The organism is Sulfurospirillum diekertiae (genome assembly GCF_002309535.1).
Lineage (GTDB): Bacteria > Campylobacterota > Campylobacteria > Campylobacterales > Sulfurospirillaceae > Sulfurospirillum > Sulfurospirillum diekertiae.
Genome location: NZ_CP023275.1, coordinates 2,420,215 through 2,442,822, shown reverse-complemented (window position 1 = coordinate 2,442,822; position 22,608 = coordinate 2,420,215). Strand labels below are relative to the sequence as shown.

At 40.2% G+C, this 22,608-nt stretch carries 22 protein-coding genes; 12 read left to right on the top strand and 10 right to left on the bottom strand.

Going from position 1 to position 22,608, the window contains the following annotated elements:
• Positions 1–233 precede the first annotated feature (233 nt).
• The 8 genes from SJPD1_RS12555 to SJPD1_RS12520 all read right to left on the bottom strand — a co-directional run bounded on the left by SJPD1_RS12555 (position 234) and on the right by SJPD1_RS12520 (position 7,417).
• Complete coding sequence (locus tag SJPD1_RS12555; protein WP_226372206.1) at positions 234–947, bottom strand: sulfite exporter TauE/SafE family protein; 714 nt, start codon at positions 945–947, stop codon at positions 234–236.
• Positions 948–1,049: 102 nt separating this feature from the next.
• On the bottom strand, positions 1,050–2,579 hold the full coding sequence (locus SJPD1_RS12550; RefSeq protein WP_096047449.1) for a BatD family protein: 1,530 nt from the start codon (positions 2,577–2,579) through the stop codon (positions 1,050–1,052).
• Positions 2,557–3,405 (bottom strand): tetratricopeptide repeat protein, encoded by an 849-nt coding sequence (locus SJPD1_RS12545; protein WP_096047448.1) that lies wholly within the window; start codon positions 3,403–3,405, stop codon positions 2,557–2,559. The genes SJPD1_RS12550 and SJPD1_RS12545 overlap by 23 nt, the downstream gene beginning before the upstream one ends.
• The gene (locus tag SJPD1_RS12540) at positions 3,398–4,366 is read right to left on the bottom strand and encodes a vWA domain-containing protein (protein ID WP_096047447.1); all 969 of its coding nucleotides are present in this window, start codon (positions 4,364–4,366) and stop codon (positions 3,398–3,400) included. The genes SJPD1_RS12545 and SJPD1_RS12540 overlap by 8 nt, the downstream gene beginning before the upstream one ends.
• Before the next feature lie 3 nt (positions 4,367–4,369).
• Positions 4,370–5,251 carry a vWA domain-containing protein gene (locus SJPD1_RS12535; RefSeq protein ID WP_096047446.1) on the bottom strand — a complete coding sequence of 294 codons (882 nt, stop codon included), beginning with the start codon at positions 5,249–5,251 and terminating at the stop codon, positions 4,370–4,372.
• Complete coding sequence (locus SJPD1_RS12530; RefSeq protein ID WP_096047445.1) at positions 5,244–5,630, bottom strand: hypothetical protein; 387 nt, start codon at positions 5,628–5,630, stop codon at positions 5,244–5,246. The genes SJPD1_RS12535 and SJPD1_RS12530 overlap by 8 nt, the downstream gene beginning before the upstream one ends.
• Position 5,631: 1 nt before the next feature.
• Entirely contained in the window at positions 5,632–6,459 is an 828-nt protein-coding gene (locus SJPD1_RS12525; protein ID WP_168171365.1) for a DUF58 domain-containing protein, read from the bottom strand.
• 10 nt (positions 6,460–6,469) lie between these two features.
• Positions 6,470–7,417, bottom strand: coding sequence for an AAA family ATPase (locus tag SJPD1_RS12520; RefSeq protein WP_096047443.1), 948 nt, complete (start codon positions 7,415–7,417; stop codon positions 6,470–6,472).
• Positions 7,418–7,645: 228 nt separating this feature from the next.
• On the opposite strand from SJPD1_RS12520, the gene SJPD1_RS12515 reads away from it, so the two are divergent.
• Positions 7,646–8,266 carry a lytic transglycosylase domain-containing protein gene (locus SJPD1_RS12515; RefSeq protein WP_096047442.1) on the top strand — a complete coding sequence of 207 codons (621 nt, stop codon included), beginning with the start codon at positions 7,646–7,648 and terminating at the stop codon, positions 8,264–8,266.
• A 6-nt stretch (positions 8,267–8,272) separates the two neighbouring features.
• Here the strand turns inward: SJPD1_RS12515 and SJPD1_RS12510 are convergent, their stop codons facing one another.
• Together SJPD1_RS12510 and SJPD1_RS12505 are read right to left on the bottom strand one after the other, a co-directional pair.
• Positions 8,273–8,944: a response regulator transcription factor gene (locus SJPD1_RS12510; protein ID WP_096047441.1), complete on the bottom strand. Its 672-nt coding sequence runs from the start codon at positions 8,942–8,944 to the stop codon at positions 8,273–8,275.
• The gene (locus SJPD1_RS12505) at positions 8,944–10,005 is read right to left on the bottom strand and encodes a hybrid sensor histidine kinase/response regulator (protein ID WP_096047440.1); all 1,062 of its coding nucleotides are present in this window, start codon (positions 10,003–10,005) and stop codon (positions 8,944–8,946) included. The genes SJPD1_RS12510 and SJPD1_RS12505 overlap by 1 nt, the downstream gene beginning before the upstream one ends.
• Before the next feature lie 68 nt (positions 10,006–10,073).
• Here SJPD1_RS12505 and SJPD1_RS12500 point away from each other — a divergent pair, with 68 nt between their 5' ends.
• From SJPD1_RS12500 to SJPD1_RS12450, 11 genes are all read left to right on the top strand, one after another.
• On the top strand, positions 10,074–12,707 hold the full coding sequence (locus SJPD1_RS12500) for a response regulator (RefSeq protein ID WP_096047439.1): 2,634 nt from the start codon (positions 10,074–10,076) through the stop codon (positions 12,705–12,707).
• Between the two features lie 99 nt (positions 12,708–12,806).
• Complete coding sequence (gene urtA / locus SJPD1_RS12495; RefSeq protein WP_096047438.1) at positions 12,807–14,087, top strand: urea ABC transporter substrate-binding protein; 1,281 nt, start codon at positions 12,807–12,809, stop codon at positions 14,085–14,087.
• 50 nt (positions 14,088–14,137) lie between these two features.
• Positions 14,138–15,739 (top strand): urea ABC transporter permease subunit UrtB, encoded by a 1,602-nt coding sequence (gene urtB, locus SJPD1_RS12490; RefSeq protein ID WP_096047437.1) that lies wholly within the window; start codon positions 14,138–14,140, stop codon positions 15,737–15,739.
• A gap of 3 nt (positions 15,740–15,742) precedes the next feature.
• Positions 15,743–16,867: an urea ABC transporter permease subunit UrtC gene (gene urtC / locus SJPD1_RS12485; protein ID WP_096047436.1), complete on the top strand. Its 1,125-nt coding sequence runs from the start codon at positions 15,743–15,745 to the stop codon at positions 16,865–16,867.
• Positions 16,854–17,642 carry an urea ABC transporter ATP-binding protein UrtD gene (urtD, locus tag SJPD1_RS12480; RefSeq protein WP_096047435.1) on the top strand — a complete coding sequence of 263 codons (789 nt, stop codon included), beginning with the start codon at positions 16,854–16,856 and terminating at the stop codon, positions 17,640–17,642. The genes urtC and urtD overlap by 14 nt, the downstream gene beginning before the upstream one ends.
• A gap of 1 nt (position 17,643) precedes the next feature.
• On the top strand, positions 17,644–18,339 hold the full coding sequence (gene urtE / locus SJPD1_RS12475; RefSeq protein WP_096047434.1) for an urea ABC transporter ATP-binding subunit UrtE: 696 nt from the start codon (positions 17,644–17,646) through the stop codon (positions 18,337–18,339).
• Positions 18,340–18,341: 2 nt separating this feature from the next.
• Entirely contained in the window at positions 18,342–19,094 is a 753-nt protein-coding gene (locus SJPD1_RS12470; protein ID WP_096047433.1) for an urease accessory protein UreD, read from the top strand.
• A 12-nt stretch (positions 19,095–19,106) separates the two neighbouring features.
• Positions 19,107–19,793: an urease subunit beta gene (locus tag SJPD1_RS12465; RefSeq protein ID WP_096047432.1), complete on the top strand. Its 687-nt coding sequence runs from the start codon at positions 19,107–19,109 to the stop codon at positions 19,791–19,793.
• Complete coding sequence (ureC, locus tag SJPD1_RS12460; RefSeq protein ID WP_096047431.1) at positions 19,790–21,493, top strand: urease subunit alpha; 1,704 nt, start codon at positions 19,790–19,792, stop codon at positions 21,491–21,493. The genes SJPD1_RS12465 and ureC overlap by 4 nt, the downstream gene beginning before the upstream one ends.
• A 14-nt stretch (positions 21,494–21,507) precedes the next feature.
• Positions 21,508–21,942, top strand: a complete 435-nt coding sequence (locus tag SJPD1_RS12455) for an urease accessory protein UreE (protein WP_096047430.1) — start codon at positions 21,508–21,510, stop codon at positions 21,940–21,942.
• The gene (locus SJPD1_RS12450) at positions 21,932–22,606 is read left to right on the top strand and encodes an urease accessory protein UreF (protein ID WP_096047429.1); all 675 of its coding nucleotides are present in this window, start codon (positions 21,932–21,934) and stop codon (positions 22,604–22,606) included. Before SJPD1_RS12455 ends, SJPD1_RS12450 begins: the two co-directional genes overlap by 11 nt.
• The last annotated feature ends 2 nt before the right edge of the window (positions 22,607–22,608 follow it).

Below are 22,608 nucleotides of genomic sequence, written 5' to 3'. Positions count from 1 at the left end.
CTCCTAATTTTCTGCATACTAAAATCAAAAATTTAAAGATTCTAAACAAGAAATATTGATGTATAGTGTAGTGAAAGGCTACGCTCTTTCAGCTTTTTTAAAGATAAGAGATTAACATGCAAAAAGGCTTCTTACCGTTTTATAAGAAGCCTTTTTGCCTCAAAAGAGGCTAGATTGAGCGCCACAGCAGCATAGCGTAGGCTTTGCAATAAGAAGAGCTTTGCAAAACTTTATTAAAAAATTGATAGGACTGATTTGAGAGCCATAATAGAGAGCACTATTCTCAATGCAAAGAATAATTTTTTACCATCGATCTTATTCCTCAATTTTGTACCTACGTATGAGCCTAAAATAGAGCAGGTAATCATAAAGAAAATCATCCCAAGATAGTCAGCAAAGATAAATCCAAAATTGAGATAGACAAGTGCTTTTAAAATATGCGTAATGCTCATAAGTACCGCGGAGGTTGCAACGACTTTATCATTATCTTCAAACTCTTTTAGGAGTTTTGTTATGGCAAGTGGACCCGTTGTGCCGACAACAACAGAAAGTCCTGATTGAAAAAATCCAATGACGTAGTAGCTTTCATATTTTTTTATTTTCTCATTAAAGGTTTGCGACCATAAAGATAACAAGATATACGTTCCAATGAATAATGGGATATAGTTGATCGTAATAAGATTGAGTAAAAAAGCAAAGATGCCAACACCAATAAGTGAACCAATCAAGAATTTTGGGACAACACTGTACTGAATATCTTTATGCCCAAAATAAGCTCGTGATACATTGCTCGATATTTGCGTTAGTCCATGAACGGGGATAAGCGCGTTGAGTGGTAAAAAGGATGGAAGAATAGCGATCAATAATAATCCACCACCCATTCCTACCGCACCCGTAAGGACGGATGTGAGAAAAGTGATCAACCCCAAAATAAAGTCATTTATCAATGTGTAGCTCCTTGATCATTAAAAAATTATACAAAAATTTACCAAGCCACTCAAAATATCTTTACATGTAAAGATATTTGCAACGATTTTAACTTCAAAATTTTACCCAATCGCTCTTTCTTCCACTAACCGTTTGAGCTCTTTTTTGTCGATAATGTTCTGTGCGCCACCGTAAAGATTGGCTTCGAGTTTAGCTAAAATCTCCGCAATCAACGCATCTTTTTTAGCATAAGGAAGCAAGAGATCGAACAAGGCTTTATCACTTTTGGCTTTATCAATCGCGGATGCTAAAGCATGTGTTTGTGAAATTGGGTGCGCTTTTTTGGTTTGAGCGAACCATATGCCAAAGGCTAGAATGAAAAGAATGCCCAATATGCCATAAATAGCATTCATGTACGGTTTAATAGAAAAGGGTTTTTTCGGCTCATCAGACGTTGTGTGTTCCGCCATTGGTTCGCTGCTTTTGTTTTTCTCTAACGTAGGCGCACTTTTTATCACTGCACCGATGATGTGAATGGGGATTTCTTTGGTTTTTTGGGTGACTACGGTATGCGTTTTGGCATCAAAGTAAGAGAGTTCAAACGAGGGAATCGTGAAATCTTTATCGGACACCAAGGCAATATGCTCGCTAAATTCGCCTTCATAATCCTCTTTGTTTAAAGAAGCATCTACTTTGGGTGCATCGGCATAAATGGCGACATCGTTGATAGAAGGATTGAACTGGGCGATGTCGTCGATGTTTCCTTTGCCCTTAATGTGAAGAATCAGGCTGATGGGTTTATTGGGCTCGATGGACGTTTTATCCACACTCGCTTCGATGGAAAAGTCACCATAAAGATAGATGTTGGCAGGCAAGGGTTTTACATTTACATGTAACGCGTTGGAGAAAACCTGTTTCCATTTGATTTGCATGGGGGCGAACAGTGAATCATTGAAAAAGCTATCCAGTCCACCACCTCCCATGTCTGATTTGACAGCCGTACCGACACGCGAGAAGATGGCAGGAATCTCAATGTCGCCTGCTTTTTTAGGAAACAGCACGTAATCATACTGTTTGGTGACATACTCGCCTTCGACATTTTGATGCAATGTCTCTTCTTTTTTAACCCAAAAATCTTTGAGTGAAAGCTCGCTCACTTCGACTTTATCGGCTTTAGCACCCACTTGTTGTTTGAAAACCATGCTAAGCTTAATCGGCTCACCGACATATGCACTCTTTTTATTGGCTTTGAGCTCTAGCACAAAAGGCTCACCCGACTTGCTGGCTTTGGGGGTTAAAACGGTGATTTTTTGAGGCTCTGTGGTGTACGCTTTGCCTGCTATGGTAACGGAAAAGGCAGGAATGGTCACATCGTGCGTTGGCGAAAAGGTGTAACTGCGTGAAATATTTCGAGTTGTGTTTCCATTGATCATCTGAATGCTGTTGGCACTGGATGTGCCCAAAATGGGAAACTCATCAACCGAACTGATGCTAGGGAAGGTGACATCACTTCCTTCTGCATTCAGGGTAAAGGTCACGGTATCGCCTGGATACAATGCCATTTTATCGACGCGAATGGAAGCGTCTGCGAAAAGTGAAGCACCGAAGCAGACGCAAAGAAGCGCCATCTTACCAAGGTTTTGAAGTATCATCTTTTTCTCCTTTGTTGCTTAGCGGCAACATCAACGTATTGACCCCTCTTTGATTGAGTATTTTGTCCCATTGGTGTTCTTCATGGTTGCTAATAGGTGCATGAGCATCATCTGTTTGAGCCGCTTGCGCCTGTTGTTCACCCTTCGTGTCGTCTTCTTTTGGCACATCGTGCTTTTGTGCATCGTGTGTGTCAGACGAAGGCTTCTCTTCAGGTTTGGAAGGTGTGCTCTGTTGCTGTTGCGCCGACGCGTTGGCATCTTGAGCATTCTTTGGCTCATTTTGAGAAGGTTTGTCGCTTTGTTGCGGTTCAGAATTGCTTGAATTTTGAGAGGTATTGCTGTCTTTTGGTTGTTCTTTGGACGAGGATTTTTGTTGGTTGTCTTTTTTCTGATTGTTTTCAGATGAATTATTCTGTTTTTGGTCTTGTTTTTGTTGCTCTTTTTTTAAGAGCTCCAAATTGAACCGTGTGTCTTTATCCTCTTTGAGCTTGAGCGCTGATTCGTACGCTTTGATGGCTTGATCATTTTGGTGTAATTGTGCGTAGCTATTGCCCATGTTATGTAAGGTTTGAGGCAAAAGTTTTGGATCTTTAACATGCTGATACGCCTCTAAAGCTTTGTCGTAGGCTTTTTCTTTGTAATAGGCATTGCCTAAATTGTAGGCGGCATTATCGTTGGTTTGATCTAGACTTTGGTAAAGAGATGTCGCCTTTGGATAATCGCCTTTGGTATAAGCTTCTTTGGCTTTACTTGCATTCCAAAAATCCAGTAACCCTGCTTGCGTAATGCCCATCAAGCAGACAAGTAACAAGAGTGATTTAACCATGAACTCTCCTTTGTGGCAAGGAAATCAGGCTCAGTAAAAGAAGCAAAATACCGAGCATTAAGGGGTAATAAAAAAGCTCTTGATAGGCATGAATCGTGTCGCTTTTACGGGTATGGCTTTTAAATTTAGAGCGAATATCCTCCACCATCGCTTTGATGTCATCATGGCGCAACGAGTAGCGCAAGTAGGCTCCATCGCTTTGAAGTGCTAACTGTTTGATCGACTCGTTGAGGTGCGTGATGACAACATTGCCTTTGGAATCGGTGAGCATTCCATTCTCACCCTTAATCGCGCCGCCTTTTTCCGTACCGATGGCGTACACATAGACTTTAATGCCGTGCGTTTTTGCATAGGCGATCTCTTTGTCAAATGTCTCTGTATCGCCACCATCAGTGAGTAAAATCAACGCTTTGTGTGTGCTCTCTTTCATCAAGTTTTCCGCACTTTGAAGGGCTGAGAGGATGTTGGTTCCTTTTTGCGATACCGAGCGGGCATTCATGTGTTCGACCAAAAAGCGCAAAGTGTGAAAGTCCCTGCTGAGTGGAGCGACCAAAAAGCCTTGTGAACTAAAACCGATCACCGCGACATTGGCTTCAGGAAAGACATTTAAAAGATCATCAAATTTTTGCTGAGCGAGCGCAAAGCGGCTGGGGTAAACATCATCGCTGAACATGGAGGCGGAGAGGTCAAAGCCCACAACGACATCTATTGACGTGGTATCGACGGTGATTTCGCCTTCCTTGAGGACGGGGCGAGCAAGAGCGATAATGACAAAACTCATCGCCAAAAGCATCAGCACATTGCGCGAACGCCTCGAAATACTTTGGCGTGAAAAGCTAATTTTGGCAAAGATTTCAGGGGCAAAGAGTGACTCTAGGCTGCTGCTACGTCGGGTGAGAAAATAACTGAAGGGTAGCAGTGCTAAGAGTGCCCAAAAAGCTTCTGGATTTAAAAATTCCACACCTTACTCCTTGTTGGAAAGTATCATATAAAGTCCCATAAACACAAGGGCTCCTATGAGAAAATACTGAAAAAAGTACTCTTTTTTGACGTACTTGTCGGCGGTAATTTCACTTTTTTCTAAGCTGTCAATTTGATGGTAAATCTCCTCCAAGCGTTGTTTGGAATTGGCTTCAAAAAAGATGCCGCCCGTCTCTTTGGCGATGGTTTGCAAGACCGTTGGATTGTAATCACCTGAGCCTCCAACGCCTATGGTGTAGACTTTGATGTGGTATTTTTGCGCCGTGTGAATCGCTACATCAATGGGAATTGTGTCAGCATTGTCCATACCGTCAGTGAGTAAAATCGCAATTTTATTTTTAGAGGTCGAGGTTTTAAAGATGTTACTGCTGAGATAAAGCGCTTCGTACAGTGCGGTTTGATGCACCCCCGCAACACCTGCATCAAGGCGACTGAGCAGGTCAAGCAAACTGTGTTTATCAAAGGTCAATGGTACCGCCACGTAGGCAAAATCGCCAAAGACACTGAGGGCTAGTTTATCGTCTTTGCGTGCTTCGATGAACTCTTGAACGATGGATTTGACAATGCCCATTTTATTGCTCTCGTGCATCGAACCGCTCACATCTAAAATCAAAGAGAGCTCATACCCTTTGCCGTGCTGAAGGATGGTTTCATCTTTAATAACAGGCGAAGCAAGGGCGGTAATGAGTGCAAAAATAGCTAGGTATTTGCTGATAAGCCTTGCATAACCACCTTTGTGCTCAATTTGTTGGAGCAGCGGTAGATTGGGGAAAATCAAAATGGAGCTTCGCATCTTAAACCACTTGAAACCAGCGAAAAAGAGGAGTAAAAGCGCAAATGCGTAAGGGTATTCAAAACTAAACATGAGAAACCTCACTTATAAACGCTTGCATACGCTTAATCATTGCTTCATCCAACGAAGGGACTTCTTTTTTAAATTTATATGCTTCCAAATCTTGAATAATCGCCTCAAAATTCTTTACATGTAAAGTGTTTTCACCAAGCACTAGGTATCCATTGTGGGTAAAACAGTATGCTGCTGCTTTAGCATCGCTAAAGTCCATCTGTTTTAAAGCGATCAGTGCTTTTGCTCTCACACTGTGCGCTTTTTTGCGCTGATGGGAACGGTACCAAAGAGATGCTCCAAGAGCTAGAAGGCACACCAAGGTAAGAGCGGCGATGATGAGCCAAAGCGTGGGAAAAGGAATTTCAACCAAGCCTTTAATATCACGTAATTGCTCCATCTTAACCCCTAAAAAGTTCAAACAACTTCTCATACGGCTCTTCATCCGTATAGAGTTTGGTGTGTTTGATTTTATGTTTTTTAAAATGCGCGATGGTTCGAGCGTCTTGCTCTTCCATCTTTTTGGCGTAAGCCTTGAGCTGTGAACCACTCAGCGAAAAAGAGCTCTGGCGCATCGTATTGGGGTCGATGAGCGTGTGCTCACCCTGCAATTTGGGAAGCTCTTCAAAATGGTCGCGCACCATAATGGCATAAACTTCATTGCGGGCTGTCAACGCGCTCAAATCCACATCGCCGTAAAAATCACCAATGACAAACATGAGCGATTTGCGTTTGATGCGGTTCATGATGTAATGATTAAGCGCTGTGTAGTCCACGGTTTTGGAGAGTGGATTGAGCGTGAGTGCCGCATCCACCAAACGCTCCAATGCACCCGTTTGTTTCGTGGGGGCATGAAAAAACTCCTCTTTATCACTAAAAAAGAGCGTACTTAAGTAATCGCCTTGATTGAGCGTAGCAAAGCAGAGGGCGGATAGCACTTCTGCCATACTCTCTTGTTTGAGCTTTTGCGTTCCAAAGTAGATGCTTCCGCTCACTAAAAAAACGACCAATACATTTAAAGCGCGCTCTTCATTGAAGCGGTTGACATAAGGACTTTGCTCGCGTGCGGTCACTTTCCAGTTGATTTTGCGTATTTCATCGCCAAAGGTATACTCTTTGATCTCTCTAAAATCAATCCCCCGTGATTCAAAGATGGAGGGGTGATTGCCTGTGTGGAGTGCGAAAATCTTCCGCTTGGTTTTAACCAAGATGGCTTTTTGAGTCTGCATCATGATACCTTTACGGTACTTTGATCGTCTGCATGATTTTTTTGATGATAAAATCCACGCTGATATCTTCTGCTTCAGCTTGGTAATTTAAGATAATGCGGTGACGTAATACCCCAGATACCACCTCTGCCACATCATACGGAGAGACATAATCTTTGCCACGAATCAGTGCTAACGCTTTAGAGGCTTTAAGCAGATCAATCGAGGCTCTAGGGCTCGCCCCAAAATGAATGTACGCTTCTAAGGAGTCCAGACCATACGCTTTAGGCGAGCGCGTGGCAAAGATGATCTGAAGCATGTACTTTTGCAACGCTTCATCAATGTGTATGGAAGAGAGTTGTTGTTGCAGACGCAATATATCTTGAGCATCGGCCACTTTGACAATGCTCTCAAAGCCTCGCTGTACGACACGATTGACCACTTCCATCTCTTCTTCAAAACTGTTATAGCCTACGATGATTTTCATCAAAAAACGATCCAGTTGTGCTTCAGGTAAACGGTATGTGCCTTCGTGTTCGAGCGGATTTTGCGTTGCCATGACTAAAAAAGGAAGCGAGAGGGTAAAACTCTCATCGCCGATGGTCACTTGTTTCTCTTGCATCGCTTCCAAAAGGGCGGACTGTACTTTCGCAGGGGCTCGATTAATCTCATCGGCTAAGAGAAGATTGGTAAAAATAGGGCCATGCTTGATTTTAAAATCGCCGTTTTTTTGATCGTAAATTTCCGTTCCGATGACATCGGCGGGTAATAAATCAGGCGTAAATTGCACCCGTTTAAAATCCAGTCCTAGTGCTTTTGAGAGCGCATTAATCGCTGTCGTTTTGGCAAGCCCCGGTACACTTTCGACCAAAATATGCCCACCACTGAGTAGACCTATGAGCATGGCATCCACAAGTTCTTCTTGTCCAACGATCACCTTTTTAATCTCTTGTTTGATGGCTTGAAGTGTGTTTTCCACATTATCACCTTTTTTGATTTTTTTCTTAACCGTAGTCTATAGGATCAAAATTAATATTTTTTAAATACTACCTTAACGAAATAGATAAAAATCTACAAAATCAAATGTGTTTGATGTGCGTCACACAGGTTCAAAATAGTGCCAATGGCGCAAGAAAAGAGTCTTTATAGAGAATAAAGTTTGCTTCATTTATAATGAAACAAACTTTAGAAAAAGAGGAGGCTTAAAATGTTACGCATGATTGTACTAACCCTTTTTCCTCTTTTTTTATGGGCGGCACAGCCCAATACGGGCGAAAATATTTGGGTAAAAGTGGGGCAAATTTACGGCATTGAACCCCGTCTTTTATACTCCATCGCCAAAGTCGAAAGTGACCTTGATCGCTACGTGGTAGCCTTTAGCGCCAATAAAATGACTCCACAGCAAGCGCAAGAACTCAGTACTTTTTTAAGACAAAAAGGGATTGAGAGCAAGATGTATTCGCAAGTCATTGCGATCAAGAGCAAAAACAAAGAACAATTCAAGATGGTGGTGCATTTTCTCTACACCCATAACTACCCGCGTTTTGATATGGGTATCATGCAGATTAACTCCATTCATAAGCCACTGCTTGATAAAGCCAATATCTCGTTATATGATCTCTTCGATCCAAATACCAACATTCAAGTGGGTGCGTACATCTTAGCGACCTGTTTTATAAGACATAAAAACAATAAAGATGCCATTAATGCGTATAATGGCAAGATTGATGACAATCCGTACTCCGCTAAAGTTTATAAAGAGTTTCAAAAACTGTATAACTTTTACCAGAAAGACAAAACGAAGCTTTATTACCGCGACCCATCATAATGCATCTCAGTACTGCATTGAAATAAGCTTATAGCCTACACTTCTGACATTAACAATCATACCATTAGAAAGTTTTTGTTGCAATTTGAAAATAATTGAGCGAATAGAAACGGCTTCCAACTCTTTGCCATCCCAAACATACTCACGGATAGTCTGAATGGATACTGTTTGATTAAGATGTTGGATCAACAAGGCTAGCAGCAATTTTTCCTTATAGGTCAATGTGATTTCATGATCAGCTTTGAGAAGTTGTTGTTTTTCAACATCAAAGCCAAAACCATTGCCAAATAGTATTACGGTAGAGGTGCTTTGTGTTGGATAACGTTGTTTAATAAGGTAGCGAATGCGTACAAGCAGTTCTTCAATGGTGAAAGGTTTTTTCAGATAGTCATTACACCCTAAATCATAGGCTTTTTTGATGTTGTCAATATCTGAAAATGCACTGATGATAATTACAGGAAGGGATTGGTGTTGATTGCGGATAAATTCGAGCATTTGAAGACCATCAAATCCTGGCACATTAATGTCTAAAATATAGATATCATAACTACTATGGATAATTTTGTCTAAAGCGCTATATCCATCTAAAAAATTTTCTACTACATAATTTTGCTGTTCCAAGAGTTGTTTGATGATTTTATTCAGTGCTACATCATCTTCAAGTAAAAGAAGTTTCATTAATTGTTCACTTTCTGACTTAGTACACTCACATCATATAAAAAGGTCGTGCCATTATTTTTTTGACTTGACACATCAATTGTAATTGCGTATTTATTGCAAATTTCTTTGACGATAGTTAAGCCAAGTCCTAAACCAATATTGGCAATGGATTGCTGATAAAAAGGCATAAAAATATCAACTCCCTCTTCAATTCCCATACCATGGTCTTGAATTTTTATAATTTGCTTTTGTTCATAGTCTCCCATAAAAACATCAATGCTTTGATTAGGTTTAGAATATTTAATGGCATTGGAAAGTGTGTTATCAATAATACGCTCTAACTCATATTCATTGATGATGATTGTGAATTCATTGGAATATTCAAAGTTGATATGTACATTTTTGATACGAGCTATTTCATTGAAGAAGCTAATGCGAGATGCCAAAAAAGGAAGCACGAAAATCTCTTTTGTTTCATAGTGGCGTGACTCTTTTTTTACTAAATACGAAAGGTCACTGTAAATAGATGAAAGCGTTTTGGTGGATGCTTTGATAGCATTGAGTTCATCTCTTTCTCCTAAAACTCTTTCTAGAGCATCACTATTCAGTGAAATAATACTTAAAGGTGTGTTGATCTCGTGCATAATTTTTTTGATAAAAATATCTTGGTGCTGCAAAAGCTTTTTAATCATTAATTTATTTTGATGAATTTGCAATTGTGTTTTAACGCGTGCTAAAACTTCTTTAGGTTCAAAGGGTTTGGTGATATAATCAACACCCCCTTCTTCAAAGGCATGTATTTTATACTCCATATTATCCAAGGCACTGATAAAGATGACAGGAATTTCTTCGAGGAGCTGATTCTTTTTGAGCAGTTTGCAAACAGAAAAGCCATCAATGATGGGCATTTTAATATCAAGTAAAATAAGATCAGGGATATTCCATTTGGTTGCTTCTATCGCCATGTAACCATCCGAAGTGGCTTTGATGTCGTATCCCTCTTGGATAAGAATACGCCGTAAATAGTGGAGATTTTCGGGTTGATCATCAATAATTAAAATTGTATATTTTTTATCCATGATAATGGGTGCTTTTTGGATTAGGATTTGGTTATTATAAGTCATTTACATGAATTCAAGGTTAAACGATGAAACTCAAAAAGCTTTTTATTGTTCTCTTCTTCATCAATACGTTGTTCCTTTGTTTTGTTGTTTTTATTATCAATGATTACAATCAAGCTATTCTGCAACTCGAATCTGCTTACAAAATGCAACATAAATCTTTTGTACTTGCCAATGAATTACGTCAAAGTTCCGATGATTTAACGCGCGTTGCTCGCACCTATATCGTGACGGGTAAAATGATGTTTAAAAAGCAATTTCAAACAATTTTGGATATTCGTGATGGCTTAATACCGAGGCCTAAAAACTACAATCGTATTTTCTGGGATTTTTATACATTAGATGGTAGCGAACCTGTGTTTGATGGTAATGCGATATCCCTTAAAACATTGATGAAAGAAGCGGGTTTTGAACAAAAAGAGTTAGATTTACTCTATGATTCAAAAGCTAAATCAGACCAGTTAACCTATCTTGAAACAAAAGCGATGAATGCACTTGTGGGCATTTTTGAAGATAAAGATGGCAACTATACCGTGCACAAAGAACCTGATCCTGCCTTGGCTCGTAGCATTATGCATTCGGATGAATACCACAAAGCTAAAATAATGATTATGAAGCCGATTGATCATTTTTTAGAAGCGTTTGAAAAACGGACAAAAGCACGAATTTTAGAGGCACATGAGCGGGTTAAAAAATTAGAAACTTATGTCAGTTTTGTCATTATTGCGTTAATTGTTTTAGTTCTTTTTTCATTCACTATTATTTTATCGCGCATCATTGATCCCTTAGAGACACTTAAAAACGCAATGCTACAATTGGCAAAAAACGATATGGATACGGTTATACCCACATATAAAAATCATGATGAAGTGGGAGAGATGATCGATACGATGACCATATTTAAAGATAATGCTATGAAACTCATCGAAAGCGAGCAGAAAAATAAATCACTTTTAGATTTGGCAGCAGAAGGTATCTTTGGGTTGGATGCAAAAGGGCGTATTGAATTTATCAATCCTATGGGGTGTAGCCTTTTAGGCTATGAGCATCAAGAAACGTTAATTGGAAAATACCTTTATGAAATGACTGATTCTGAAAAAATGAATCAAAAATCTACCTATACGCAGCGTATGATGCTTGAAAAAATAGCTGATATGCAGTTTGCAACAAAAGAGGGTGTGTTTTTCCCTATTGATTATGTGAGTACGCCGATGTTAAATAAAAAAGGCTACATTGAAGGTGCGGTTGTTGTTTTTAGCGACATAACAGAGCGCAAACGCTACGAAGAAACCCTGAAAAAAGCCACCGAAGAAGCCAAAGCTGCCAATCACTCCAAATCGGTTTTCTTAGCAAATATGAGCCATGAGCTACGCACACCGCTTAATGCAATTTTGGGTTTTGCGACACTGCTATGTCAGTCTTCACATCTTCGTGCCGTGGAAAAAGAGAATGCCATGATTATTGAAAACAGTGGAAAACATCTGCTAGAACTCATTAATGAAATTTTAGAACTCTCTAAAATTGAAGCGGGGAAGATTTATATTAAACCAACGACCTTTGATTTTTATCAAAGCATTGCAACGATTCAACAGATGTTTCAAAGCCGTTGTGAGGATAAAGGGTTGGCATTTCAGATTGAACTTGATCCGAGCGTTCCTCGTTGGATTATCTGTGATGAACAAAGGCTAAGGCAGATTATTATCAACCTTTTGGGTAATGCAGTTAAGTTCACAGAAGATGGCTCTATTCTTTTACATGTAAACTTTTCACAGAACCAATTAAAGATTTTTGTACGCGATACAGGTATTGGAATCGACGAAAAATATACAAAGAGTATCTTCAAACCATTCGAACAAATTGAATCGGATAAGTACAGTAAAAGTGGAACAGGATTGGGGCTTGCCATTACCAAAGAGTTGGTTGAACGTATGGGAGGCAGTATCGAGCTTGAAAGTACGTTTGGGAAGGGAAGCACGTTTCGTTTTTGGGTTGACGGCGAGATTCCTTTAGAAGAGCCAACGTTACATGTAAAAGAACAACCGATTCAAGCGCTTATCAGTGATACTCAAAAAACAATTTTGATCGTTGATGATATGCCTCAAAACCGCTTTCTTATTCGTCAAATTTTAGAGCCATTTTCTTTTAATCTTTTAGAAGCAAGTGATGGCTTGGAAGCAATAGAACAGGCTACTTTGCATTCCGTTGATTTGATTTTTATGGATATCTTGATGCCAAAACTCGATGGATTAGAAGCCACAAAGCGTCTGAAAGTCTCTGCTGTAACCAAGCATATTCCTATTATCATTGTCTCCGCCCATGTTTTTTCGGAAGATAAGCAAGAAGCCCTAAGCGTTGGAGCACATGACTTTTTACAAAAACCGATTGATGAATACGCTTTAGTGACAAAACTGGCCAATGCACTCCATCTTACGGTGGTGTACGCATCACAAGAGTCTAAACCTTTACATGTAAACGAAGATGTACAACCAAGTCTTGATCCTCTCCTCTTAAAACAGTTTGTGGATGCTTCCATGAGGTTGGATGGAGAGATGATTCAAACGCTTCTTGCTCAGCATACGCTAAGTGAGGAATTTACGCAAAAAATTCAAGAAGCATTGGAGCGTTTTGATTTTGGTAAAATCGCTAAAATCTGCCAATGATTAAAAAATAAACATTCACACTCTTTCTGAAAGAGAAAAAACAACACTTGCGCAACACTTCTTTTTTATAATTGTTTTTGAAAATTATAAGGAGGCAAAATGCTTAAGAGTATTGTTAAAAGTATATCCATCGCCGCCATCATTGGTATGGGATATATGGCACAAGCGGCAGATACGATTAAAGTTGGTGTTTTACACTCACTATCAGGAACCATGGCCATCTCAGAGACAACACTGAAAGACACGGTTTTAATGCTCATTGAGGAGCAAAATAAAAAAGGTGGCGTATTAGGTAAAAAGCTAGAGCCTGTTGTCGTTGATCCTGCTTCAAACTGGCCACTGTTTGCTGAAAAAATGCGTGGACTTTTAACCAAAGACAAAGTCGATGTTACCTTTGGCTGCTGGACATCCGTTTCTCGTAAATCTGTGCTTCCTGTTGTGGAAGAGCTAAATGGCATTTTGTTTTACCCTGTTCAATATGAGGGTGAAGAGTCTTCTAAAAACGTATTTTACACAGGGGCTGCACCTAATCAACAAGCGATTCCTGCTGTGGATTATTTGATGAAAGATATGGGCGTAAAACGTTGGGTATTGGCTGGAACAGACTATGTTTATCCACGAACAACCAACAAAATTTTACAAGCATACCTTAAATCTAAAGGCGTAAAAGATGAAGATATTATGATCAACTATACACCGTTTAGTCATTCTGACTGGCAAAGTATCGTAAGTGATATCAAGAAATTTGGTTCAACGGGCAAAAAAACAGCCGTTGTTTCAACTATCAATGGTGATGCAAACGTTCCTTTTTACAAAGAACTCTCTAACCAAGGCATCAGTGCTGAAAATATCCCTGTCATAGCATTTTCTGTAGGCGAAGAAGAACTTTCAGGCATAGATACAAAACCATTAGTCGGACATTTGGCTGCTTGGAACTATTTCCAAAGTGTCGATACGCCTATCAATAAACAATTCATTTCTACGTGGAAAAAATATATCAAAAACGATAAACGTGTGACTAACGATCCAATGGAAGCAACGTATATTGGGTTTAATATGTGGGTTAAAGCAGTGGAAAAAGCAGGTACAACCAAAACCGATGCTGTCCTTGATGCAATGATCGGTATCACAGTACCCAACCTCACTGGTGGTTATGCTACGATGATGCCAAACCATCACTTAACCAAACCTGTTTTAATTGGTGAAATTCAAGAAAATGGTCAATTTGAAACCGTTTGGAAAACACCTGACACCGTTGTGGGTGATGCATGGAGCGATTTTCTTCCCGGAAGTAAAGATCTTATCGCGGATTGGAGATCTCCACTTCATTGCGGTAATTACAATGTTAAAACCGGTAAATGTTCCGGACAAAATTATTAATGGTCTTTTACGGAGGGAGTTTCCCTCCGTATTGACGATATGAGGCGCACATGAAAACAGTATGGGTAAGCATTATTCTTTTTTATTTCTTATTGGTTTCACCGCTGAATGCAAGTGATTTTCATGAAGATATCCTTGCGTTAACATCGAATAGCTTTACACAAAAAGAGAGTGTCATCGATCATTTGAGCCAATCATACAGTGATGATGAAAGGCTATCAACCCTTCTTACAGCATTGTTAAACGGTGATTTGTATGTGACAGCTGATTTGGGACAAATCGTTGCAGTTGTGCGCGAAAAAGAGGATAGTCTCGAATGTAAAAATGTAGAGACAAATCAACTTTTAGAAGCACAGCCAAAAGCATCCTTTCAAAAGATTAAAATCAATAATAAATTAAGAAGTGTTGTTCGCAGTAAACTTGCCGAACTCAATCTTTTTTCTAAAAAAACTTCTGTTCGTTTGCAATCGGCTAAAGATATTCTCAAAAATACAAGCGAAGATAACATAGAACTCGTTACCAGAGCACTCGCTGTTGAAAAAGAGAGTGCAGTACGTAAAGTTCTACAAGAAACGGATTGGATTTTGAAGGTCAAATTTGGATCTGATGAAGTGAAACAGCAGGCGATTACTGCACTTAATGATGCATTATCTTCGGAGGCTTTACAGGCTTTAAATGCCTTTATAGTAGCAAGTGAAGATGGAAATCTTAAAGCATTAGCCGCAAAATCTGTTACATCTATTGAGCAGAGTAGATCCGTTTACGCATGGATAGAAAAAGCGTTTTTTGGCTTAAGTCTCGGTTCGGTTTTATTGCTAGCTGCCATTGGTTTGGCTATTACCTTTGGTGTTATGAAAGTCATCAATATGGCGCATGGTGAGATGATGATGCTAGGCGCCTATACTACTTATACGTTGCAACAAATGATGCCTCAAGCTATTGAATATTCTGTTTTATTAGCGATTCCACTTGCCTTTTGTGTAAGCGGTCTTGTAGGCATTATTATTGAGCGTTTAGTGATTCGTCATCTTTATGGAAGGCCACTTGAAACACTTTTAGCTACATTTGGTATTAGCCTCATTTTACAACAAGTGGTGAGAAGTGTCTATTCTCCTCTCAATCAAGAGGTTAAAACGCCCCAATGGATGAGTGGAACGTTAGAAATCAATAACGCCTTATCGTTAACTTACAATCGTTTGTATATTGTTGTTTTCTCTTTAATCGTTTTTGGTGGTATTTTAGCACTCCTTAATAAAACATCGTTAGGGCTAAAAGTACGTGCGGTAACGCAAAATAGACGCATGGCTCAAGCCATGGGAATCAAAACGGGGTGGATTGATGCGCTAACCTTTGGTCTAGGTTCGGGTATTGCGGGTATTGCAGGAGTTGCACTCAGTCAATTAACCAATGTTGGTCCTAATTTAGGGCAAGCGTATATCGTGGATTCATTCATGGTCGTTGTCTTTGGTGGTGTTGGAAATCTATGGGGAACCTTGATTGGTGCGATGACACTCGGTGAGATTAATAAGTTTATTGAACCTGTTGCAGGTGCGGTGTTAGCGAAAGTGATCATTTTGATCTTCATCATTCTTTTTATACAAAAACGACCTCGAGGGCTTTTCCCTCAAAGAGGCCGAGATGCACAGGATTAAACGATGAAACGAAAACCGATTCTCTTACGTATATTTGAATACGATAAAGGTGGACAAACCTTATTGATCCTTTTAAGTTTGGTTGTTCTTTATGTGGCTTTTGCCAATTTAGCACTGCCTAAAGGGTCTTTTTTTTACATGTCAACATACACAGTGACGCTGCTTGGTAAATATCTCTCTTTTGCTCTTTTGGCATTAGCCTTAGATTTAGTATGGGGCTATTTGGGAATTTTAAGCCTCGGACATGGGGCTTTTTTCTCACTGGGTGGTTACGCAATGGGAATGTATTTGATGCGTCAAATTGGCGATAGAGGCGTTTATGGCAATCCAGAGCTTCCCGATTTTATGGTGTTTATGAACTTAAAAGAACTCCCATGGTTTTGGCATGGCTTTGACCATTTTGGAGTTATGCTCATTATGGTGGTATTAGTCCCTGGATTACTGGCATTTTTCTTTGGTTGGTTAGCGTTTCGATCACGCGTGACAGGGGTTTACCTTTCTATCATCACGCAAGCTTTAACGTATGCCTTGATGTTGGCATTTTTTAGAAATGATATGGGCTTTGGTGGCAATAATGGTTTGACGGATTTTAAAGATATTTTAGGTTTTGACCTTCAAAGTGATGTAACACGCGTCGTACTTTTAGTGATTTCGTTAATCGCTTTGGTGTTAGGGTATAGCCTCTGTCAGTATATTATCCACTCCAAACTGGGGCGTGTGTGTTTAGCGATTCGAGATGAAGAGAGTCGCGTTCGCTTTTTAGGCTATAGGGTGGAGCAATACAAATTGTTTATTTTTGTTGTTTCCTCAATGCTTGCAGGAGTGGCGGGAGCTCTTTATGTACCACAAGTTGGTATTATCAATCCGGGTGTGTTTTCGCCACTTTTTTCCATTGAAATTGTCATTTGGGTAGCCATTGGAGGGCGTGGTACACTTTATGGTGCGATTTTAGGTGCATTTATTGTCAATTATGCTAGTACCTATTTCACCTCCGCACTTCCTGAGGTATGGCTCTATGCCCTTGGCGGGTTGTTTGTGTTTGTCACACTCTTTTTGCCTAAAGGTGTCATTGGCCTGTTACATAAGCTCAGGCTCAAAGGTAAAGGAGAACTCTATGCACGTGCTTAAACCTCACACATACGATGATCCTGAGACATTTAAAAAGGGCGATCGTATTTTATATTTAGACAATGTTACGGTCAGTTTTGATGGTTTTAAAGCCCTCAATGCGTTGTCTTTGACGATAGAATACCAAGAGTTGCGCTGTATTATCGGAGCCAATGGTGCTGGTAAATCAACTATGATGGATGTAATCACGGGTAAAACAAAGCCCGATGAAGGGCAAGTCATCTTTGGACAGATCACTAATTTACGTGAAATGGATGAACCTTCCATTGCGCAACTCGGTATCGGGCGCAAATTTCAAAAGCCAACAGTATTTGAGTATCACACCGTCTTTGAGAATTTAGAATTGGCGATGAAAGCCGATAAACGTTTTTTTAAAACACTCTTTGCTACATTACAACCTGAAGAGAAAATATCGATTGAAAAAACAATGGAACTGATTGGTTTGCAAGCGTTGTATCATACCCCTGCTGGGATTTTATCGCACGGACAAAAGCAGTGGTTGGAAATCGGAATGCTTTTGATGCAAAGTCCTAAATTGTTGTTGGTGGATGAGCCGGTTGCGGGTATGACGCCTGGCGAAGTGGAAAAAACAGGGGAAATATTGACTGATTTGGCCAAAGAGCACAGTGTGGTTGTGGTAGAACATGATATGGAGTTCATTCGAAAAATTGCTAAAAAAGTGACCGTCTTGCATGAAGGTTCCGTTTTAGCAGAAGGTCCAATGAAAATGATCCAAGAGAACGAAAAAGTTCGCAAAGTCTATTTAGGTGAATGAGATGATACGTTTGGAAAATATCCATCAATATTACGGACAAAGCCATACTTTAAGAGGACTGAGTTTTGAAATATCCCCCTCAAGATGTACCTGCATTATGGGAAGAAATGGTGTAGGTAAAACGACACTTGCCAAAGTCATTATGGGACTTTTGCCTCTCAGGGAGGGTGCAATTTATTATGAAGGATCTGACATCTCCAAATTGGGAGCTGATAAGAGAGCTGGGTTGGGCATCGGCTATGTGCCGCAAGGCAGAGAAATTTTCCCGCAGTTGAGTGTGAAAGAAAATCTTGACATTGGATTGCTTGGCAATCGCAATAAATTGCGTAAGGTACCAGAGAAAATTTACGAACTCTTTCCTGTGCTTAAAGAGATGCTGAAGCGAAAAGGTGGCGATTTGTCAGGCGGGCAACAGCAGCAATTAGCCATTGCTCGTGCATTGTGTCTTGAACCCAAACTTTTAATTTTGGATGAGCCATCGGAAGGAATTCAACCCAATATCGTTCAACAAATAGGGGGCGTAATTCACTATTTAACGCATGAAGAGAAACTCACGATCATGCTGATTGAGCAAAAATTACCGTTTGCGCGAAAATATGGTGATCATTTTAATATTTTAGAGCGTGGCACTTTGGTTGCCCACGGTGAGATGGCTGACCTAAACGATACCACCGTAACCCAGTATCTCTCTGTTTAGCCATGAGTGTTAGCATTACGTTTGATCATAACCGATTTGATCTTCAAAAGCTAACATTGCCTTCACGGTATTTTCATTTCAATGAAGGGGAAAACTATGTAAAGTTGCTTTCTATCGGTGAAGGCATTTTCCCTAAGGATCGTATTAAAACTCATTTCTCACTGCAACAATCGAGCTGTATTGTGGCCAGTGAATCGGCAACGAAAGTCTATCCTTCTCCGCAGGGGCAATTTGGTATTCATGCGATTCAGCTTGATTTAGTCTCCTCCAATCTTGAATATATGAATGACGAGATGATTTTGTTTCAAGGTGCCAAGCTCATTCAATGTTTACATGTAAAAGCTTCCAAAAATTCTGACTTCTTTTACAGCGATATTTTAACCCATGGTAGAAGCTTCGAAGCGTATGATTTTGAACGTATGGTGATACGCAATCGTTTTAGTATTGAAGGTGTTTTAGAGTACCACGAAGCATTTGATTTAAGCAAGGAAGTCATAAAATCGTATCTGATACGCCATCATGCTTCCCAGATGATTTTTGCCAAAGTGTATGTTAAATGTGCTCATTTGGAAGCGTATGCAAAGAACTGTTTTGATGCACAACTTGGCTGCTTTGGCTATACCCAAAATCGTCAAATGCTTTTAGGACTTTTTTCAGGTTCAAGCATGGTGGAAGTGAAAAAAAAGGTGACGCAGGCATGGCAAATTTATCGTACAATCAATCAAAAAGCTAAGTTTCATCTTGGCAAATGGTAAAGGAGAAAAACAGTGTTTTTAACATATCGTGAACAAGAAAAATTGATGATTTACACTGCTTCACAATTAGCGTGGGAGCGAAAAGCAAAAGGACTCAAACTTAATTTTCCAGAGGCTGTGGCGATCATTAGCGCCTTCATTTTAGAGGGTGCGAGAGAAGGTAAAAGTGTGGCGGAGCTTATGGTCAGTGCACGGCATATTTTAAGCCATACAGATGTCATGGAAGGAGTCGCTTCTATGATGGAAATGGTGCAAACCGAAGCGACCTTTAATGATGGCACAAAGCTTGTCACCGTGCATCAACCCATCGCTATAGATGCTTCAACGACGGGCTTACCAGGAGAATATTTGATTGATGAAGGCGATATCGAACTCAACAAAGGTAAAGAAGCCCATGTTCTGGAGGTTAAAAATGAGGGAGACAGACCCATTCAAGTGGGCTCACACTATCATTTTTTTGAAGTTAATCGTGCATTATCGTTTGAAAGAGTCTCTGCATATGGGTGTAGACTCAATATTCCCTCAGGAACTTCGGTTCGCTTTGAGCCAGGCTCCATTAAAGAGGTGAGTTTAATTCCGTATGGTGGAAAACGGTATATCAGCGGATTTAATGGTTTGGTTGAAGGATATTTGGATGATCTCAAAACCAAAGAAATTGCAATGCAACGCTTAAACGTCTTTTTAGGGAGTAAGGCATGAAACTGTCCAAAGCAAAATATGCATCAATGTATGGGCCTACATGTAATGACCGATTTCGTTTGGCGGATACAGATTTAATCGCAGAGATTGAAAAAGATTATACGGTTTACGGCGAAGAGAGTAAATTTGGTGGTGGAAAGACAATTCGAGATGGGATGAGCCAGTCGCCTACGGCCATAGCCAGTGCGGATTTGATTATTACCAATGCAATTATTATGGATTATACAGGTATTTATAAAGCCGATATTGGCATCAAAGAAGGGCTTATTTGCGCTATTGGCAAAAGTGGCAATCCCAATAATTGCGATGGTATTACCGAAGGCTTGGAAATAGGAGCGCATACGGAGATTTTATCGGCGGAGGGCAAAATTATTACCGCAGGGGGCATTGATTCACATATCCATTTTATCTCACCGGGGCAAATTCATGAAGCACTTGCCAGTGGCATCACAACGATGATTGGTGGCGGTACGGGACCCAATACAGGAACCAATGCCACTACTTGCACACCGGGGGAGTGGAATCTGGCGAAGATGATTGCATCGGTGGATGATTTACCACTTAACTTTGGGTTTATGGGCAAAGGAAACTCCAGCAGTTACGAAGCGCTTAAGAGCCAAATTGAAGGGGGTGCAATGGGTTTAAAACTCCATGAAGATTGGGGTACTACACCACACGCCATTGACACATGCTTACAGGTTGCCGATGATATGGATGTTCAAGTAGCCATTCATACCGATACGCTCAATGAATCAGGTTTTGTGGATGATACGATTAATGCCTTTAAAGGGCGTACAATTCATACTTTTCATTCTGAAGGTGCAGGTGGAGGGCATGCTCCTGACATTATGAAAGTAGCGGGTTTAGAGAGCATTTTGCCTTCCTCTACCAATCCGACCTTACCGTATACCAAAAACACGATTGAAGAGCATTTGGATATGTTAATGGTATGCCATCATCTGAGTGCAAAAATCCCAGAAGACGTGAGCTTTGCCGAATCGCGGATTCGAGGCAATACCATTGCAGCAGAGGATGTTTTACACGATATTGGGGCAATTTCTATGACAAGTTCAGATTCGCAAGCGATGGGAAGAGTCGGCGAGGTTATTATGCGTACATGGCAAGTTGCACACAGTATGAAGACACAACGAGGTTCCTTAGAAGAAGACACGGCGCGAAACGATAATTTTCGCATTAAACGCTATATCGCCAAATACACCATCAATCCAGCTGTTGCATGTGGTATTGATACACTTGTTGGCAGTGTTGAGGTGGGGAAAATGGCAGATTTAGTTCTATGGGATCGTGCCTTATTTGGCGTAAAGCCCACAATGATTTTAAAAGGTGGTTTTATTGCGCTGAGTATGATGGGTGACTCCAATGCTTCCATTCCTACGCCCGAACCTAATTTTTATCGGCCAATGTTTGGCTCTTTGGGTAAGGCTCCCAGTCAAATCAGTGTGATCTTTACTTCTCAAGCGGCCATTACAAATCATTTAGCGGAAAAATTGCATATTGCTAAGCGTTTGGTTGCGGTTAAAAACACGCGAAATTTAAGTAAAAAATCTATGAAACTCAATGATTTTGTGGGTGATATTCATGTCAATCCAGAGACCTATGAAGTGCGTGTGAATGGAAACATCATTCATTCTAAGGCGATGACGCATTTGCCGATGACTCAACGCTATTTTCTCTTTTAGGAGCATAGATATAGATGATTAAGAAAGTAACGCACATTATGCACGAAGGCGAAGCGGATGATGCTGTCGTTCTTGGTTGGTTCGATATGCAAAAGCCACATCTCTCCGCAGTAAGTGACAAAGGCGTGGAATTTATCCTCAAAGTCAGTGCTTCCCATCTTCATGCCAATGATCTTTTGGTGTGTGAAGATGGGTACCGTATTTGTGTTCAAAAAGGAAAGGATGAGGTGATTCAGATGAGATTTGATGATGCCATCTCGTTTGCAAATATCGCGTATGAAATAGGAAATCGCCATCAGCCCATTTGTATCATGCCTTTGACGATCATGGTGCTCAACGATGTTGCTTTGCACCCTTTGATTGAAAGTATCAAAGAAAAGCAGGGTATTCATGTGCAGTTGATTCACGATTTTTTTCAACCCAGTGGAAAAGCACATCATGCCCATTGAAGCCATCGCTCGTTTCATGCAGGTACTCGATAGTGCTTTCCCGTCAGGTTCATTTGTGCACTCATTTGGACTGGAATCCCACGTTGTTTCAGGAATGGTGCACGATAAAGAGAGTTTAAAGCAGTATCTTGAAAATCACATTGTTGATCAATATAGGCAATGTGAATTTCCTTTCGTGGCACAGTGTTATCAAAATCTCTTGGCGCATAATCTTAAAGTGCTGATACGATTGGATTACCAATTTTCAGCAATGTTCAGCGATGCCTTTGCTCAAGCTTCGCATGACATTGGCAGTAATTATCTCAAGCATATTGAAGCCTTACCGCATCATGCCATAGTCAAGGATTATTTTCATGCAATTAAAATGCAGTATGCTGTTGGTAATGAATTGGCGGTATTATCGACGTATGCTTTTGAATTGGGGATGGATAAAGCGTTGTTTTTGGTCATGTGGGCCAAAAAAAATCTTATGGGAATTGCGATGTGCGCTGTAAAGATTAGTCGTATTAAGCCCTCGGATATTCAAGAAATTTTGTTTGAGTTGGATAACTTTTTGTTGGATGCAATAAAGCATCATTTTCCAACGATGGGCAATTTTAACCCATTATTTGAACAAACTATTTATCAACATCGTGTGTGTGAACCTAAGCTTTTTATGACATGAAG